Below are 17,980 nucleotides of genomic sequence, written 5' to 3' on the forward strand. Positions count from 1 at the left end.
TATTACTAATTATCGTGATAAGGCTTAAACTGCCGGATAAGTTGTTTTAATTATTTATTTTATAGAATGCATTGATCTTTAAGGCAGTAGCATTATTGTTTTCAGCAGTTCCTTTAAGATTAACCCCCTCTGTACCCTCTGTAATAATTGTATTCAGGATCAGTTTTTCGTCTTTATTGGGATCTACCACAGCAGTGAATTTCACATTGGAAGCCTTTTCCAGCAATAGCTTTTTACCGGTATTGCGCTCTGCTTCTTCCTTAAAAAGCTGCATTAGAATTACACCCGGGGTAACAGGCATATCAGGAAAATGTCCTTTATAAATTTCATGTGCCTTGTTAATGGACAGGCGGGTAGCGTACATTTCACCTTTACGGGAAGTACTATCTACTGTATAAAAATCTTTTAAAAGCATGTAGAGCCAAATTAGGTCTCTAAAATAGGTAAAATTGCAGAAAGATAGGAAGTAAAATTATTGGCAGAATAAGGATTTAATTTTCAAAAATAGCAGGATCAATCTTTTGGTTGAGTTTAATATTTTTGAAATCGATTTGGGTATAATCTCCCTCTTCTTCTTTAAGTTGTACCGAATGAAGACGGTGGTCCTCGCTAAAAATTAAAACAATCTCACTAAACATTTGCTTTAGAGAAGGATCTCGGGAAATAATTACTGCAGAAACCTTTCCTCCCTGGCGGAAGAAACTAACATCAAAATTTTCCCGGTCTGCAAGCAGTTTACCATTAATACTTCCGGAAATAAGACTTACCAATTTTTCAAATAATTTATTGGATCTAAGGCTGGTAACGCTTTTATCCCCATCATCATTTATGAATAATTGATTTTCCTTAAAAAGGATTTTATAATTATAAGGTGCAGAATATTCCCATTTAAGCACATTTGGGGCCTTGTAATAAAGTTTCCCCTTGCTTACGGCACTTTCCTCCATAAGCTGTATGTATTTGGTTTGCACAAAATCACCGGACAGGCTTTCCAGGTTATTTGCCTCAATGGCCACTCCCCTGGTAAAATTTTTAAGGTCCCCGTTTGAAAGAGGGCTCTGGCTAAATGCCACTACGGTGAACAGGTAAATAAGGATCTTAATAATACGCATCTATATTGAATAAATTATCCACCCGAACGGGGCGGTAATTGTTGCTTCGCAAAAATAACAACAATTGTTCCAGTATTTCTACTGTTAGTTTATTAGTGTCATGAAGTAAAATAACATCTCCCGGCTTAATTTTTCTAATGATCCTCCGCAGGATCATATTTTCTGAACTTATTATCGCATCATAGGACCTTACATTCCATCCTATAACCTTGTGACGGGTGATATCAAGGGCGCGTTTGGTCTTTGGGTTAATGATCCCAAAGGGCGGGCGAAATGTTGCCGGACGCACTCCTCCAATCCGGTAGCAGATCTCATCACATTTTTTAATTTCCTCTACCATTTTTTCAGAAGAAATAAATCCCATTTTTCTGGTGTGAGACCATGTATGATTCCCAATAAAATGGCCCTTTTCAAGGATGAGTTTAAAGATCTCCGGGTTTTGCTCAATATTTTTTCCAATACAAAAAAAACTGGCTTTTACGTGATATTTATCCAGGACCTCCAGGATCTTCAAAGTATTCTCTACAGGACCGTCATCAAATGTAAGGGCTATCCTGCCGTCTTCTTCAAAAGGATTGTTGTGAAAGGCCTTTAAAAAAAAATCCAATTGGACATTGGTGGAAATAATAAGTATAAAACTCAGGTAACCTATAATGAAACCTATGATCAACCAGGGAGAAATATAATTGAATGCAGAAAAAAATGCTCCTACCAGAAGCAGGGAAAGAATTATTCTATTTAAGGTTTTGAAATTCACGAAGCCCCGAGGAGTATTAAACTGTGATTTTCTCCAAGGTACTGATTATAAATAAGGATCTTCTTCAGTTTTTTTACAGGGAGGTCATTTAGCTTGAGCATTGGCGAAATTTCCTCCCCTTTTAAAAATTTGCAAGCCAGCCAAAGGGCATAACCCGTAACGGTATCATAATCTCCCACCACATGTTTATAACCAATCTGTAAATTATTTTTAAAGAGCCCGTTCTGCAGGAAATGATAGAATTGGTCATATCGTGAATCCCCATTATTTCCCAGAATTATAAGGTCAATTTCTTCTGCGGAAACTGAATTATTCCTTAAAAATGCCTCAATTTTTAAGGAAGATTTCTCCGGAATTGAAGTACTAAAAACTGAAACATCAAGCAGCGAGGCATAAGTTCCTGAACTCTTCCGAGGTGAAATGGTAAAAAAATGAGCCCCTTCTGAAGTTATAGTCCCCGGCGTAGCTATTTCCAATAGATCAAGGTTTTTAATTTCCTTTTCCTTCAATTGCCCGTCAAGGTACATAAAGGAGGTGATCTTTTCTGAAATTTCATCTACACCACCCACCAGCACCGATATTGGGCCGGATTGTTCATCGATGAGCAATTGAGCATCGATAAGGGCAGATTCAAAAGAGGCGGAATTCTGACTATAAGTAACATTATAGGCAGTACATTTTAAAAAGAGCGCTATTTGCCCGCCAATGGTATTATGGGTTGACTGTATAAAAGAAGTGGGCGTGAGTAATTCCTCTTTGCGGTCCAACATTTCATTAAGGAACTTCTCGGTATCCTGTTTGCATCCCTGGCCGGTTCCGGTAATGATAGCATCCGGCAGCTCAATTTCAGCATCCTTGAGAGCCGTAAGGGAAGCGCTAAGGCCCATTTTTATTGCTTTTGACATCCTGCGCAGGGCCATAGCAGGAATAAATTCTTTAAAATCCTCAGAAACAGCGGGTATTATATTTTGGTGGTATTCCAGCGGAACATTGGAAAATACGGCATTTTCTTCCTGGGCAGAGATGCTGGAAATTCCGTTGATATATATGCTATTTTTCATCCCTGCTGAAAATTAATGAACTGCAATTTCCGCCAAACCCGAAAGAATTTGAAAGAACATTATAGATCTCTTTTTTCTCCAATTCAAGAACCGGCCTTAGCTGTGTTTCTTTCATTGGAGCTTGAAAATTAAGATTGGGAAACATTTCACCGGTTTGTAAACCTAAAATACTAAAAACGGCTTCAATGGCACCGGCGGCAGCCAAAGTATGCCCGGTAAATGACTTGGTAGAACTAAAAGCGGGAAATTTTTCTCCAAAAATCCGTAGGAGAGCCCGGCTTTCAGAAATATCGTTGTTTAAGGTGGCGGTACCATGGGCATTGATATAGTCAATTTTATCAGGCGTTATTCCTGCGACACACAGGGCTTTTTGAATTGCAAGAAAAGCCCCTTCTCCTGTTTCAGAAGATGCGGTTTGATGAAACGCATCATTGGAATTTCCGTAACCCGAAATCCTGCCTAAAACTTTCTTTCCATCCAGGATATCTTCGGCCTCAAGAACCAGAAATGCCGCACCTTCTCCTAAATTGAGTCCGCTGCGGTGCTGGTCAAAAGGTTTGCAGTTTTCTTCTGAAAGGATCTTGAGCGAGTTAAAACCGTTCAAGGTGAATTTGGTCAAACAATCTGTTCCGCCCACAACAACACGTTTTAGTTTTCCAGCTTTTATCAATCTGGCACCAAGCATTATGGCATTGGCAGAAGAAGAACAGGCAGTGCTTATGGTACTGGTATACCCCCGCAATTTTAACTGATCTGCAATTTGGGTGGTTGTAAACCCGGGATGCTGGGCCCGGATAAAGTGCCGGTTTTCTTCAGAATCCCGGAATTTTCTGAAAAATGTTTCGGTCATATCCATTCCTCCCACACTGGTACCGGAAATAAATCCGGTTTCTTCCAACATCTCCTCCGTCAATGCGGAGTTGGAAATAGCCTCTTTTGCGGCTAATATACCCAGCAAAGCAGCGCGGGTAAAACTTTTGGAGGGTGCAATCTGCAGGATTTCTGCCAGCTCCTGATTGGTCTTCTTAATCTCCCCAACCGGTAAATGGGTGTGTTGGGATTTTAATATTTCGGGAAAGGAAATTCCATGGTTGGAAGTTGCAAGCGAACAGTAATTTTCCTCTACATTGTTGCCAATAGAAGAAATAATACCCATTCCCGTAATGGCAACGCCTTTCCCCATTGGATTATATTGATCTGTGAGCTTCTATATATTCAGCCATTTTATCAATTGAAACAAAGATCTCTTTTCCTTTTTGAGGATCGTCCAGTTTGATCCCGTATTCCTTTTCAAGCAGGACAATAAGTTCCAGGGCATCTATAGAATCAAGTCCAAGGCCGTCTCCAAAAAGCGGTTCATCATTGGCAATATCATTTACCCCCAGTTCTTCCAGGTTCAATTGTTCAATAATACTTTGTTTTAATTCAGTTCGCAGATCGCTCATTTTCAAAATAGTATAATTCTTCTAATTGTTCCGCAGAAAAAACCAAATCGCCTTCCCGGGAAACCAGGCACAAAAATACATCATATTCAGCATTTTTCCATTCAATCCAGCCACAAACCGCTGCCGGAATACCGGAATTTTCCAATAAAACACCGGTATAATCTACTATTAAAGCCGGATTGAAATTTTCAGAAATAAAAAACACGTTTTCACTTTGTAATTTGTGCTTAATAGAGATCTCCCCCATTACAATATTTGGAAGGGTATACACAAAAGTTGCGGGTGAAATGATCCCCTGCATGGCAATTTGATGCGCCTTATCTGTCTCCAGGCTTGAAGAAGCATTGGAAAAGACCAAACCAGTATCTGAAGGAATATGCCGATTTTTAAATAAAACTTCGCTGGCGAGAATTCCCAGTTTTGACAAGCCATCCATTTTATGGAATTTAGGATAGGAAATATCGAGGGCCGTATATGCTTCCTTCAAAAAATCATTAAGCTCCCGGGATCCCTCTAAAGAAAAAACCTCTTGCTTATCAAGGAAGATGCGCTGATCTTTTATGTGAACAAAAGCGGTTATTTTAAATGCCATTTTCTTCCTTTTTAAAGATCAGTGCCAGGTTACACCCCCCAAATCCCGAAGCCGTTTTAAGGGCATAATTCAAAGCTGATTTCCTGTTTTCATTTATTATATGCAATGGTTTTGACACCCCGTGGGCACTGTAATTAAGCGATGTGAACAACCGGTTTTGAAGCATCGAGTGCTTGGTGAGAATACTTTCCAGCAAGGCCGATGCCCCCAGCGTATGACCATAATATCCCTTAAAACTATTAAGCGGAACCTCATTTAAACCAAGCCTGTTAAATGCTATGGCTTCCATCTCATCATTAAACAACGTGGCGGTACCGTGAGCGGAGATATAATCTATTTCCTGTACTGAAATTTCCGTTTGTTTAAAGGCATTTTCCATGCTCCTCACCAAACCTTCCCCGGTACGGGAGGGCCCGGAGATATGATTGGCATCATTGGCAGAAGCTTCTCCAATTAGAGAAATTACGGGAACGCCTGCAGGCCTTTTATTGGTTACCAGAACCGCTACTGCCGCCTCCCCAAGACTTATACCTTTGCGATCTGCAGAAAATGGTTTACAGGGTTCATCGCTTATTGCGAGGAAGGAGTTAAATCCCGAAACCACGAAATCTGATACCAGGTCTCCCCCTACCACGATGGCCTGCTCAAATTTCCCTGCCTTCATTAAACGTTTTGCCACCGCCAGGGCCAGCCCTCCCGAAACACAGGCATTGGAAACCACAACAGGTTCTGTTGTAAAGCCAAAAAAGTTTTTAATCACTTTGGCCAATTCAGTAAGATAAATGCGGTTTTTGGGGAATGGGGAGCTTTCTCTCAACACATCAATATTTCCCTTGGTGGTAGAAATTATAAGGGCGGTATCTGTAATGTTTAATCCCGGATTAGCGGCAATCACTTTATGAACTGCCAGCAGCATCATTTGCTCTAATTTCGTAAACTTTTCAGGGGCTCCTATTTTGATAAAAGCCTCCCGCAAAAGATCAGTTTCAATGATCCCCGCATATAATTCTCCCTTGGGTAAACTTTTGTATTTATGAAGTTTTAATCCCGGGATATTCCTTGATACCGCCTCCAGATTTTCTTCAGTCGAAATTCCAAAGGGCGATACAATAGCGTCATCCAGCAGGTAGAGGTCTTTCATTTACAGCAGTCCGGTTTTCTGCTTCCAATCTAAGAAAAATGGCGGGATTGATAATAACATTTCCCCTTTATCATTGAGAAAAACCTGCATAGTCTCGCCGGTGCACACAAGTTTTTCGTCTTTAAATATCTTATATTGAAACAGGATCTTAGCGGCCCCTGAATCTATATAAGTCGATTCCACCTCAAAAATATCGCCGTATTTCAAGGGTAATTTATGCTCGCAAACAGATCTTACAATCGGCATGGCAATTCCCTTGGATTGGGCATCATGGTATGAGATACCGTGCTTCCTGCCAAAATCTTCCCGGCCTTCCTCAAAATATTTCAAATAATTTCCATGCCACACAATTTGCAGGGGATCGCATTCGTGAAACCGTACCCTTAAAGTTGTTCTGGTTTTTAAAGGAAAGGCTTCCGGCATTAATCTACTGTTACGGTTTTCATTTCGCTGAGGGCAATTACCTTCCCTTCTTCATTTTCAGTACGTGCAGAAACCGAAGTTACATTCATCACCTCATGCAGGATCTCTACATAGGTTCGAAGTTTGGTTCCTGCTTTTGGAAGCTCTATAATTTCTACCGATTTGATCACTCCAATAAATCCGGTTTTGGGCTTTGTTAACCCTCCGATAAAACCCTGGTACCCGCGGTGCAGGGACATACTTTGCGCCATATGTTCAATCAATCCCGCTTCAGAAAAAATCCCGTTTTCCACCAGAATATTATCCGGCGGAATATCAAATCCCGTTACTCCGGTAAGCGGTGTATAATCAAATAAAGTATCAACCATTACAAATGGTGGCTTTTGCGGAATTAGATCCAGCACACGGGTAATAAAAAAAAAGGGTTGTTTAGGGAGCTCTTCTTTCATTTAATAAATTATTTGTGATCATTCCAGTAATCATAGTAATTATACCACTGATGCGGATATTTCTTTACCGTGTTTTCCAGGTTTTCAAGATACAATTTTAATAGTTCTTTCCCGGTCCTTAAATTTTCACATGCTGGCCGGGCATAAAAGTGATAATGGAAATTCTTTTCCCGCATAATATTTACGAACAATACAGGAATGGAATTGCGCACAGCCAATTTAAATGGCCCCTGCGGAAATTGGACTGGCTTGCCTAAAAATTCCTGCTCAAAGGTTTTGGTACCTTTGATATATCTATCTGCCGCGAAAACAAGCAATTCATTTCTCTCTAAAGCCTGTTTCATTTTAAAGATATGGGAAAGGTCATCCTGCAGCACTATTGTTTTCAAGGTAGATTTTCCGGTAACAGATTCCAGGTAGTTTTTAATTTGCTTGTGCTCAAAATCTGTCATCACCAGGTTGACTACCGCAGGGTTATGTTCATTATCAAAAAAATGACGAGCAAGATTAAAATTTCCAATATGGGCAGTAAGGAGAATTCCGCCTTTTTTCTGCTGAAGGAGATTTTTTATATGCTCAATTCCATCGAATTCAAAAGTATATTTATGGCGCATTCCGGAAGCAATGGCCACCCGGTCCAGTTGGATCTTTCCAAAGGTAAAATAGCTGCCATAAACGTTGAGTGCGGCACGGAAAGGAGAATAATTAAGCCTTTTTCTGAAAAGGAAATAGGTACTTCTGGTAGAACTGAAGGAAAAAACTATAAAGTAAGCCGCGACAAAAAGAAGGACAAAATAGGAAAAGTACAGGCCAAAGGTTTTTATAAAGAACACATAGATCTTCAAACCTAAAACGGTACCCCGTGATTTTCCATGCCAGTTAGCCATGATCAGGAATACAAGCCGCCGTTAATATTAATAACTTCCCCCGTGATGTAGGAAGCTTTTTTAGAAGCAAGAAAACATACCAGTTCGGCTACTTCCTCAGCTTCTCCAAAACGGTTAAGCGGTACAAGCTTTTTTAGCTCATTTTCATCTACCCCTGCAGTCATATCTGAAACTATGAAACCCGGTGCTACAGCGTTCACGGTTACTTTGCGTTTTCCAATTTCCTGGGCCAGGGCTTTGGTAGCTGCAATAACAGCGCCCTTGGCCGCCGAATAATTTACCTGTCCTGCCTTGCCTTTTAAGCCCGAAAGCGAAACAATATTAATGATCCTCCCATAACGGTTGGTAAGCATATTTTTAAGCAATGGCTGGGTTACATTAAAAAAACCATTCAGCGAGGTATTTATCACACTGTGCCAATCCTCCGGCTTTACCCATAAAAACAATCCGTCACTGGTAATTCCTGCGTTGTTAACTACAACTTCAATAATAGCTTCAGGATTGATCTGCGCCCAGATCTGAAGTTTTGTCTTTACCTGCTCTGTCTCCTTAACATCAAATTGAATTAATTCGCAACTCACCCCCGTTGCTTCAATAAGCTGTTTTGCCTCCAGCGCGGCCTCTTCACTAAAATTATAATTCAGCAAAATATTATAGTTCAAATCGGCAGCAAGTTTTAATGCTATTGCTTTTCCAATTCCCCGGGAAGCTCCCGTTACCAGCGCGTATTTTTTCTTCATTTAAAAATATTATTTGCCTTGCTTTAAAGGCGAAATTTATGCTTTATTTCTGTGAGGAATAAACTTTAACTACCCACCCGGTAAGCATCGTTTTCTTTGATATAATCCTTTACCGCTTCGAGGGTGGCAGATAGCGGGAAATCCTCTTTAATTTCAGGAATGATCTCTTTAAAGATCTCCACTTTCAATTTGGTTTTAGAAGATAATTTTCCATTGAATTCCAGGTGCCGCAAGGCCTGGATTATAGTTACCACCTCTACCGCAAGTACCTCAAAGGCGTTATTTATCACAGTTTTGGTAGTATTGGCAGCATTTGTTCCCATACTTACAATATCCTGATTGTCATTATTATTAGGGATACTGTGAATATACATGGAGGTGGAAAGCATTTGATTTTCAGCAGATGTAGAAACAGCACTAAACTGGGCTCCCTGCATTCCAAAATTCAATCCCAGTTTACCAAGATTTACAAAAGGAGGCAAAATATTGTTCAGTTTATTATTGAGAAGGTAATTGAGTTGCCTTTCAGCAAGCATACTCAGTTTTGTGATTACCAGTTTTAATTTATCCATTTCAAGGGCTACATAATCCCCATGAAAATTTCCGCCGTGGTACACCTGTTGGCGAGTTACGTCTATTATTGGATTGTCATTGGCCGAGTTTACTTCTTCAATTAAAATATTACGGGTATAATCTATAGTATCATATACCGGCCCCAGTACCTGTGGTACGCAGCGCAGGCTGTAATATTCCTGTACTTTTTCCTTGAAGTAATCCTTTTCAGGATTTTTACCGCTGTATAAATGCTCATTCCGGTCTCTCGTAAGTTGGCTGTCCTTTAAATGATCTCTCATTTTAGCTGCCACTTTTTGCTGACCCACATGCAACTTCGAGCTATTCAATTCTTCTGAAAGATGGTCGTCATAGGCTTCTACGATCTCATTAATGGCTGCCGAACAAAAGATAGACCAGTTCAATAACCTTTGGGCATAGATCACATTTACGATGCCTATTCCCGTCATGGCAGATGTTCCGTTCATAAGGGCCAGGCCTTCCCGCAATTCTACTTTTATTGGCAGGATATTTTCTTCAGAAAAAACTTCAGATGTATTCCTGCGTTTCCCCTTATAAAAAACTTCGCCTTCTCCAATAAGCACCAACGCCAGGTGTGCAAGTTGCACAAGGTCACCCGAAGCTCCTACCCCACCGTGTTCGTAGATTACAGGAGTAATATTCTTATTGATAAGCTCCTGCATTATTAAAACCGCAGATGGATGAATGCCAGATTTTCCCAGTGCCAGGGTATTTAACCGCGCGAGCATTAAAGCCTTGACATATAATGGCTCCATGGGTTTCCCCATACCGGAGGCGTGACTTCTTATAAGGTTATATTGAAGCTGTTTGCGATCTTTATCCTTGATCCTGTACTGGGCCATAGGTCCAAAACCGGTGTTCACCCCATAAATGATCTTGTTTTCTGAAAATTCCTTCAGGAAATCGAAGCTCTGCGAGATCCTCTCCATGACCAGCTCATCCAGTTCAATTTTACTGTCCTGAAAAAGTACATGGAAAAAACTTTCAAAATTAAGGGCATTTTTAATGTGAAGCATAAGCCTGAAATCCTTGTGGTTGGGGTTATTGATCTTGCATTGGTGGTGTTAAAACTCTTAACAAATGTACTATATTTACCCCGCAAATGAAATGGAATGAAAAAGGAAATTGCAGAAGTACTCATAATTGGCGCAGGGCCATCGGGAATGGTGGCTGCCGCATATCTTCATAATCAGGGTATTAATGTAAAAGTGGTGGAAAAAGCAATTTTTCCGAGATTCAGCATTGGAGAAAGTCTCATCCCGCAATGTATGGATAACCTGGAGGAAGCAGGTTTGCTGGAGGCGGTAAAGAAAATTGGTTTTCAGAAGAAATTTGGTGCCCGGTTTATAAAAGGAGATAAGGTAGGGGAATTCGATTTCAGCAAAAAATATGGACAAGGCTGGGACTGGACCTGGCAGGTGCCCCGTGCCGATTTTGATATGGCTTTAGCCGAAGAGGTGAAAAGCCAGGGAGTCGAGATACGTTTTAATACCGAAGTTGTCAAGGTGGAATTTAATGGGACAAAGTCTGTTACCACCCTCATAAACTCTGAAGGGAAATTATCTCAAGTCGAGGCCGGTTTCATTATAGATGCAAGCGGATTTGGAAGAGTGCTCGCGGGACAATTAGGCCTTGAAGCCCCGCCGCAGATAGCAGCACACTCCTCTATTTTTACCCATATCAAAGAAACAAATCGGCCCACCGGGAAAGAAGGCGAGCTTATCACTTTTGAAGTATTAGACACCGGAGTGTGGTTCTGGTATTTTCCTTTTTCCAATGGCAATTCCAGCCTGGGATTTGTAGCCCCTAATTCCTGGTTTAAAGAATTCCCCCAGGATAATGCTTTAGCATTGAAAGAAATGCTGGGAAAACTGGAGTTTTATAAAGGCAGATTTAACGATTATTCTTTTTTATTTCCACCCAAAAAAGTGGAGAATATTTCAAAAAATGTCACCCGGTTATATGGTGAAGGTTATGTTTTAACCGGCAATAGTGCCGAATTCTTGGACCCTGTATTTTCTTCAGGGGTTTCCTTTGCCACCGCATCGGGTCTTCTGGCCGCAAAACTGGTGGTAAAGGAATTAAAAAACGAAAAGCCCGACTGGGAAACTGAGTATGTGGATTATTTAAAACGGGGAATTGATGTTTTCTCAACCTATGTAACCGAATGGTATACCGGTAATTTACAAAAGATCATTTTTCATCCCTCTCCAAGTCCTGAGATCAAAGCACAAATTTGTGCCGTACTGGCAGGATATGTTTGGGATGAGAGTAATCCCTTTGTAAAAAAACATAAGCGGATTGTTAGGAATGTTGCCAAACTTATCGAAATGGAAGAAAAAACCGGAATACCGGCAAAAAGTTAAAAATCTGATGTCAAAGCACTTACTTTAAATCGTGTATTTTTCATTGAAAAAAGTTTTAAAAGGTTTGCATTGTAATGAGGTAAAAGTTACATTTGCAACCGCAAAATTAGTTGCGAAGTTCATTTAAAAGGAGAGTTGCCAGAGTGGTTAATGGAGCAGTTTGCTAAACTGTCGACGAGCAATTGTCGCATGAGTTCGAATCTCATACTCTCCGCAAAAGGTTCAAAGCCTGCCTGGCGCAGGCAGGTTCAAAGTTCAGAGTTAAGAATTTAAGTTTCAAGGCTAATAGGATTTTGGAATTTGATCTATTGAAAATTTACAGCGTAAGCTGTTGTCGCGGGGTGTAGCGTAGCCCGGTTATCGCGCCTGCTTTGGGAGCAGGAGGCCGCAGGTTCGAATCCTGCCACCCCGACGAACCACCTAATAAGTGGATATAAAACACTGTTAATCTATTGATTTTCAGTGTTTTTTTGTTTTTACTGATATCATATGATATTGTTTGATATCACCCTGTTCAGTGAATGATTCGGTGAATACATTCTTTCTATTGATTCACTATCTTAGAAGTACATTACTGTTGATTTGACTTTCGTCTTTAAATATTATTGTTTCACATAAAGACGATTAACATGCCTGATTTTACTACTTTCTCAATACTTTTCTTTACCCGAAAAGTGAACCGGAATTCTCAAAACTTATCCATTTACGCAAGGATTACCGTAAATGGAAAATGCTCAGAAATGAGCCTTCAACGGAAAACTTTGGTGAATGAATGGGATAGTTCCAAAGGAAGACTTAAAGGAACAACTCCCAGAATTAAAAAATTGAATAGCTATCTGGAACAGGTGTATTCAAAACTCCTCGATACCCATAAAAAACTATTAGATAAAGATTCTTTGATTACCGCTGTTAAGGTTAAAGCTTCATACCTAGGCCTCGATGAAGATCACAAGACTTTAAAAGACATAGTGGCTTATCATAATGATAAAATGAAAGATATCCTGAAATGGGGAACGCTTAAAAACTATTACACCACAGCTAACTATCTTGAAGAATTTTTAAGTAAGAATAAAAGAACTGATAACATTTTTTTAAAACATATCAATTACCAGTTCATCACAGAGTTTGAAATGTTCCTCAGAAGCTACAGCCCGAAAAAAGATCGGAAGACCTGCGGAACAAATGGAACTATGAAGCACTTGGAAAGACTTAAAAAACTCCTGAATCTGGCGATCAAATTAGAATGGCTTGAGAAAAACCCCTTTAGGAGCTACAGCTTCAAATTTGAAAAGAATGATAGGCAGTTTCTAACGGAGCGTGAACTGCATATTTTGGAAGAAACTATTTTTTCCAGTGAATCCTTGGAAAGAGTTAAGGATATGTTTTTATTCTCCTGCTATTCGGGTTTATCTTACATTGATTTAAAAGAGCTTACTACGGATCAAATTGTCAAAGGCATGGATGGCAAAGATTGGATTTATACCAAACGAGAAAAGACCCAGCAATCTGTAAAGATCCCCTTGCTCGAATCCGCTAAGGGAATTATTAAAAAATATCAGGAACAGCGTTTAATGGAGACTAAAGAAGTTTTCCCGGTTATTTCAAACCAGAAAATCAATAAGTATTTAAAAGACATAATGGATAGTTTAGGTATAAGGAAGAATATCACCTTTCACTCAGCTCGACATACCTTTGCTACTGTCATAACTCTCTCCAACGGAGTTCCTATTGAAACTGTTTCAAAATTATTAGGGCATACAAAGATCTCCACTACTCAAATTTATGCCCGAGTTTTAGAAAATAAATTGAGTTCAGATATCAGTAAACTGGATCAAATTATTGGAGAAAAGCGCAAGGTTAATAGCAAATAATACAAATAGGTAAGAATGTGGCAGTATTAATTTACCTCTCCCGTAATACCAGTAAATTCAGTGCTTTTCTTTATTTTCTTTCCTCCAGGTAACCGATTAGGTAACTTTTAAAATGATATAATTTCTTCCTAAAACTAAATTTTTTTTTAATTATCTCTTATTGAGGAGAAAACAATTTTGTCCTATTTCATTCTTATCTAAATAAAAACTTTCATTTCTAAGTAAAAAACCGTAAAAAATGTATGGTTTATCGTTATTTAAAATACAGTCAAAAAGTTATCTTTAATTATTACTTTATGTTATTAGCAATAGTTGTATTATAACATTTGGAGTTGGAGTGCCTGTAAGAGTAGTAAAGTGACACCTCCCATATCATCAATTTTTACTAAGCACATTATAAATCCCAAAAAACATGGGAATATAAATTTCTTATCTTAACATTTCATTAATTAATTCCCCAATATGAAAAATTACGTTCTAATCTTGAGTTTTTTACTTCTTGGCTTCTACAGTTGCAATAAAGAAGATGATGCTTTTGCACCTCCAATTACAGCCGAAAATACTTTTTCTTGTAAGATTGATGGGGAACTTTTTGTTCCTAAAGACCACGGTGGTTTTATACCTCTATATGGTTATTTAATTGAGATCCTTGAAGATAATAGTTGGATTATAACTTTATCAAATGGTAAAAATACTTTATACCTTTTTATAAAAAAAATTAATAATACTGGGAACTATGAAGTATTTGCAAGTGATGGTGATCAAGATTTTTTATATAATGAAAAAACCGGTATGGAATTTACAGATAATGGGAATAATATAGAATACATATCACTAAATAATTCCGAAAATATTGAAATTTTAAGTTATACGAATGGACAAAAATTAATACTAAAATTTGATAAAATTGTTCTCGGTTCTACTACAAATAATGCATCAATTATTCTAACTGATGGTAAATTAAATATAAATAAGGAAACTTTGAATAAAGATCAATAACTGTAAAACATCCTACTTATGAAGCAATTTTACATATTAATATGTCTACTTTTTTCCACGAACTTCTTTGCCCAGGATATTACGCCTGAGATAGATACCAAATTACAATTATTAGACAAAAATTACATAATCACTGATATTTTGTATGATCGCGTTTTCCCTTTGGCTAATCTTGTGGAGTTTAATCAGATTTCCAGTGACACCTCACATATCAACCATTTTTATCGGGCCTATTCTGAAATTCAAACAGCCGATTACACTAATAGATGGGGAACATTACAAACCTTTAAAGCCAATGCGGAAAACGAAACCTCTTCTATTCCCATCGGAATTATAAATGTGGATTTTGAATATATGGATGAGGAGGCGATCTCTGATAATTTACTGGATATCCAGGGACAGGACAGTTTACTAGTAGATGTGCCCAACCGTCCCCGTAGCCCTTATATTAAAACAAAAGCCTTGGTAATTAGCCCCCTGACAACAGATACCAAAAGCATAACCGCAAATTTTAAATTGGACAATAGCTTTAATATACAGGGTTCCAATATTACCATTCAAAGTTTACAGGCCGATTTTGGGAATGGCCAGGGGTACCAAAGCTTATCTTTATCAGGCCAAAAAAGTGTGACTTTTAATTCCACAGGCTTACACAACCTTAAATTCAAAGTCACCTTTTCCAATGGCAGCGTTAAATACACTTACGCCAAAATAAGGGTAAATTCCTCACCGTCCATTACCAAAATTTCCGAGAATGATACAAAGAGCCGTACTACAACTGAATTCTGTTATGACGATATAATAACGGCATCCCGAGGCTTCCAGGGTTATGATGAAACTATAGCTTACAAAGGGTTAGGAGAATTTACTGTTTACAAAGGAGGTTCCTTTTATGATAAACCTATAATTGTACTGGATGGTTTTGATCCTTTTGAGGGGACGGATAAAGGTGTTGATGCTACAAAAATTTATAGTCAATTTTTATCTTTTAATGGTGGATCAAGTAATTTAGGATCCAATTTGCGAAATCAGGGCTTTGATATAATCCCATTAAATTTTATCAATGGCGAACAAAATGATGGTAGTATCATCAAGGGTGGGACAGATTATATTGAGCGCAATGCCATGGTGCTGGTAGAACTTATTGAACGCATAAACACTTCTTCGTGCTGGAGCAATGTGCAGCCAATTAAAGTAATTGGTTTCAGCATGGGAGGCTTAATAGGGCGGTACGCCTTAAGGTATATGGAGCAAAACAACATTCCCCATAATGCCGATTTGTTTATATCTATAGATTCCCCCATAATGGCGCAGTAGTACCTACAGGACTTCAGGAAGTAGCAGATTTTATAGAAGACATAGCTAATATAGATATAGCAGATAAGCCTTTGACCTCCCCAGGAGCTAAACAAATGTTGGTTCATCATTATTTGTCCAATTCTAAAACGCCTGCTGGTGCACCAAATTTTCACGACAGGTTTTATAATACCTTAAACAATATGGGTTTTCCCCAGCAAACCCGAAACATTGCAGTTTCAAACGGTATAGCAAACGGAATTGGTATCAATACCCCAAATCAAAACTATTTTAATGGGGAAATAGAAACCGGGGCAAATTTTCCAATAATTGGTATAGGAGCTGATGCTAAAATGAAATTTAGCCCAGAGCGGGGAGAAACCAATAAAGTTTTTGATTTTAGGGCAAAAATAAGATTTCTTGTATTTGACATAACCGTTTATAGAAGGTTTAAAGAGGTAACCTCTAATAATGTTCTTGGAAGTTATGAAAACAGTCCCGGTGGTTTTTATACGGTAGAAAACAAAATCAATAAATTCCTTGGAGCCGATGGTGTGTTTAATACCAATGAAACGTTATTGACAGGATTGATTTTCAAGGCCCGCGCAGAAATTTCTACACCCAGATTTTCCTATATTCCGGTAAAAAGCTCCCTGGCTTATTCCGGAGAAAATCTTGATTTATATGATGATTTTTCAACCCGTAATTTGGTATGCAGTGGGGAAACCCCTTTTGACAGTTATTATACTGCGAAGAATGATAATGAAAGGCATATAACATTAAATTCCAATAGTGCAAATTACATTATTGACGAAATAAATGGTATTCACAGAGATCCAAACGTTGAGCCAAGTTCAGAAAACTTAAATGGGCCTGAATTAATCTGTGGTCAATCTACCTATACTTTTGATGCCTGTGCAGGAAGTATTTCGAGTTGGTCGGTTTCTTCAAATTTAATAATAGAAAACAACACTCCTCATTCTGTAACGGTGAAACCAAAATATTCCACAAGCAAGGGAGCAGGATATATTGCGGCTTCGAGTGCAACAGGTGCTGTATCTACGAAACAAGTTTACGTAGGCGAGCCCGATGCCAATTTACCTCAGGCCCCAACTATCTGTACCAACCAATTTATGATGGATCCTTACACCCTACCTGCCTCAGAAGGGGCAGACACCTATCGTCTGGTTTCTTCCTCTCCCTATTTACAAATAGATGGGCAAAGCGAGGTTACCTATACTAATGCTCCAACCTCAGTTTATTTTACCGCTACCCAGGCAGGCTTTTATCTTGTAGAATTGTTTACAACCAACTCTTGTGGAACAAGCAGGGGTGCCATGTATGTAACGGCAGAGAATTGTACCGATATGGGTTTTGAAAGTTATACTGTGTATCCCAATCCCGCATCAGAGGAGGTTTTTATCGAAGATGTCTCAAAGAGGGAAAACAATGCATCGCCACAAGGTGCGACATATTCACAACAAAACCGGCTGGGAGAATTGTATGACTTTAGGGGCAACCTCGTTAAAACAATTCCGATACAAACCCAGGCCGCCATCACCAGGATGGAGGTTTCCAATTTAAAGGCCGGTCTATATTTTCTAAAAATTCAAGTTAGAAACGAGGAGGAGGTTTATAAAATAATTGTGGCACATTAGAACATTTACATTTTTATAAATTCAATAACAGGGCTACATTTAATGTTGTTACCTTTTTTACGGATTAAAAATTCTATATAAAAATGTGTTTCTAAAACTAAGGGGGGGATAAGCAAGAGGATAACACGCTACGCGATGTTATAAATTCATTCCCCCTTCATTTTCAATAAGTTACAAAATATTGATCTCGAGAATTTACAGTAAATTCCGTGAAAAACTTCGGGAGCCCTTGAAAACAGGAATATTTTTCCGTGAAATTTACAGTAAATGAAGATTATTGCCTCGTAAAATAGTATGAGTTCTTATTTAACTTTTTTTTTCGCCAGGATTATTTGAAAAAATGATTGAAGAATTCAAATCCAAATTCTAATTAATTTCATTGTTTCATGGCATTACCTTTTGACGTCAAAAAAACAGGATTTGAAATTAGCGGCCTGCATAAAGCCGCTTCGCTTTTTATAAGGCCTTTCTAATTTAAAATCCAGAAATGTGAATCACATCAAAAGGTAATGCATACAGCTCTGAAAGAAGTAAGTGGAAAATAGAAGAAGTATTGTATTTTCATTTTCATTAAATAGCTGGAACCTGT

General features: G+C 38.6%; 18 protein-coding genes and 2 tRNA genes. 7 read left to right on the forward strand and 13 right to left on the reverse strand.

Annotated elements, in window-relative coordinates:
* Window positions 1–46 precede the first annotated feature (46 nt).
* The 13 genes from FK178_RS04340 to FK178_RS04400 form a co-directional block, all read right to left on the reverse strand.
* A complete protein-coding gene (locus FK178_RS04340; RefSeq protein WP_146831354.1) occupies window positions 47–415 on the reverse strand; it encodes a hotdog family protein in 369 nt (122 codons plus the stop codon).
* Window positions 416–491: 76 nt separating this feature from the next.
* Window positions 492–1,112, reverse strand: a complete 621-nt coding sequence (locus tag FK178_RS04345) for a LolA family protein (protein ID WP_146831356.1) — start codon at window positions 1,110–1,112, stop codon at window positions 492–494.
* The gene (locus tag FK178_RS04350) at window positions 1,099–1,869 is read right to left on the reverse strand and encodes a polysaccharide deacetylase family protein (RefSeq protein WP_146831358.1); all 771 of its coding nucleotides are present in this window, start codon (window positions 1,867–1,869) and stop codon (window positions 1,099–1,101) included. The genes FK178_RS04345 and FK178_RS04350 overlap by 14 nt, the downstream gene beginning before the upstream one ends.
* Window positions 1,866–2,930 (reverse strand): beta-ketoacyl synthase chain length factor, encoded by a 1,065-nt coding sequence (locus FK178_RS04355; RefSeq protein WP_146831360.1) that lies wholly within the window; start codon window positions 2,928–2,930, stop codon window positions 1,866–1,868. Before FK178_RS04355 ends, FK178_RS04350 begins: the two co-directional genes overlap by 4 nt.
* Entirely contained in the window at window positions 2,920–4,113 is a 1,194-nt protein-coding gene (locus tag FK178_RS04360; protein ID WP_146831361.1) for a beta-ketoacyl-[acyl-carrier-protein] synthase family protein, read from the reverse strand. Before FK178_RS04360 ends, FK178_RS04355 begins: the two co-directional genes overlap by 11 nt.
* 4 nt (window positions 4,114–4,117) lie before the next feature.
* On the reverse strand, window positions 4,118–4,375 hold the full coding sequence (locus tag FK178_RS04365; protein ID WP_146831363.1) for a phosphopantetheine-binding protein: 258 nt from the start codon (window positions 4,373–4,375) through the stop codon (window positions 4,118–4,120).
* Window positions 4,356–4,967, reverse strand: a complete 612-nt coding sequence (locus FK178_RS04370; RefSeq protein WP_146831365.1) for a hypothetical protein — start codon at window positions 4,965–4,967, stop codon at window positions 4,356–4,358. The genes FK178_RS04365 and FK178_RS04370 overlap by 20 nt, the downstream gene beginning before the upstream one ends.
* Entirely contained in the window at window positions 4,957–6,108 is a 1,152-nt protein-coding gene (locus FK178_RS04375) for a beta-ketoacyl synthase N-terminal-like domain-containing protein (protein WP_146831367.1), read from the reverse strand. Before FK178_RS04375 ends, FK178_RS04370 begins: the two co-directional genes overlap by 11 nt.
* Window positions 6,109–6,531 (reverse strand): acyl-CoA thioesterase, encoded by a 423-nt coding sequence (locus FK178_RS04380; protein ID WP_146831369.1) that lies wholly within the window; start codon window positions 6,529–6,531, stop codon window positions 6,109–6,111. It abuts the gene before it with no gap.
* Window positions 6,531–6,980, reverse strand: a complete 450-nt coding sequence (locus FK178_RS04385) for a hypothetical protein (RefSeq protein ID WP_146831371.1) — start codon at window positions 6,978–6,980, stop codon at window positions 6,531–6,533. Before FK178_RS04385 ends, FK178_RS04380 begins: the two co-directional genes overlap by 1 nt.
* An 8-nt stretch (window positions 6,981–6,988) precedes the next feature.
* Window positions 6,989–7,867, reverse strand: a complete 879-nt coding sequence (locus FK178_RS04390) for an LpxL/LpxP family acyltransferase (RefSeq protein ID WP_146831373.1) — start codon at window positions 7,865–7,867, stop codon at window positions 6,989–6,991.
* 2 nt (window positions 7,868–7,869) lie between these two features.
* Window positions 7,870–8,607, reverse strand: a complete 738-nt coding sequence (gene fabG / locus FK178_RS04395; protein WP_146831375.1) for a 3-oxoacyl-ACP reductase FabG — start codon at window positions 8,605–8,607, stop codon at window positions 7,870–7,872.
* 65 nt (window positions 8,608–8,672) lie between these two features.
* Window positions 8,673–10,217, reverse strand: coding sequence for an HAL/PAL/TAL family ammonia-lyase (locus FK178_RS04400; protein WP_146831377.1), 1,545 nt, complete (start codon window positions 10,215–10,217; stop codon window positions 8,673–8,675).
* Window positions 10,218–10,313: 96 nt separating this feature from the next.
* Here FK178_RS04400 and FK178_RS04405 point away from each other — a divergent pair, with 96 nt between their 5' ends.
* The 7 genes from FK178_RS04405 to FK178_RS04435 all read left to right on the forward strand — a co-directional run bounded on the left by FK178_RS04405 (window position 10,314) and on the right by FK178_RS04435 (window position 17,391).
* On the forward strand, window positions 10,314–11,567 hold the full coding sequence (locus tag FK178_RS04405; protein ID WP_146831379.1) for an NAD(P)/FAD-dependent oxidoreductase: 1,254 nt from the start codon (window positions 10,314–10,316) through the stop codon (window positions 11,565–11,567).
* A gap of 129 nt (window positions 11,568–11,696) precedes the next feature.
* Window positions 11,697–11,781 (forward strand) — tRNA-Ser (locus FK178_RS04410).
* A 123-nt stretch (window positions 11,782–11,904) separates the two neighbouring features.
* Window positions 11,905–11,979, forward strand: a tRNA-Pro gene (locus tag FK178_RS04415).
* A 217-nt stretch (window positions 11,980–12,196) separates the two neighbouring features.
* Window positions 12,197–13,438 (forward strand): site-specific integrase, encoded by a 1,242-nt coding sequence (locus FK178_RS04420; RefSeq protein WP_146837465.1) that lies wholly within the window; start codon window positions 12,197–12,199, stop codon window positions 13,436–13,438.
* 462 nt (window positions 13,439–13,900) lie between these two features.
* Window positions 13,901–14,437, forward strand: a complete 537-nt coding sequence (locus tag FK178_RS04425; RefSeq protein ID WP_146831381.1) for a hypothetical protein — start codon at window positions 13,901–13,903, stop codon at window positions 14,435–14,437.
* Between the two features lie 18 nt (window positions 14,438–14,455).
* Window positions 14,456–15,754, forward strand: a complete 1,299-nt coding sequence (locus tag FK178_RS04430; RefSeq protein ID WP_146831383.1) for an esterase/lipase family protein — start codon at window positions 14,456–14,458, stop codon at window positions 15,752–15,754.
* A gap of 95 nt (window positions 15,755–15,849) precedes the next feature.
* Window positions 15,850–17,391, forward strand: coding sequence for a T9SS type A sorting domain-containing protein (locus FK178_RS04435; protein ID WP_146831385.1), 1,542 nt, complete (start codon window positions 15,850–15,852; stop codon window positions 17,389–17,391).
* The last annotated feature ends 589 nt before the right edge of the window (window positions 17,392–17,980 follow it).

It is taken from the genome of Antarcticibacterium arcticum, from assembly GCF_007993795.1.
Taxonomy (GTDB): domain Bacteria; phylum Bacteroidota; class Bacteroidia; order Flavobacteriales; family Flavobacteriaceae; genus Gillisia; species Gillisia arctica.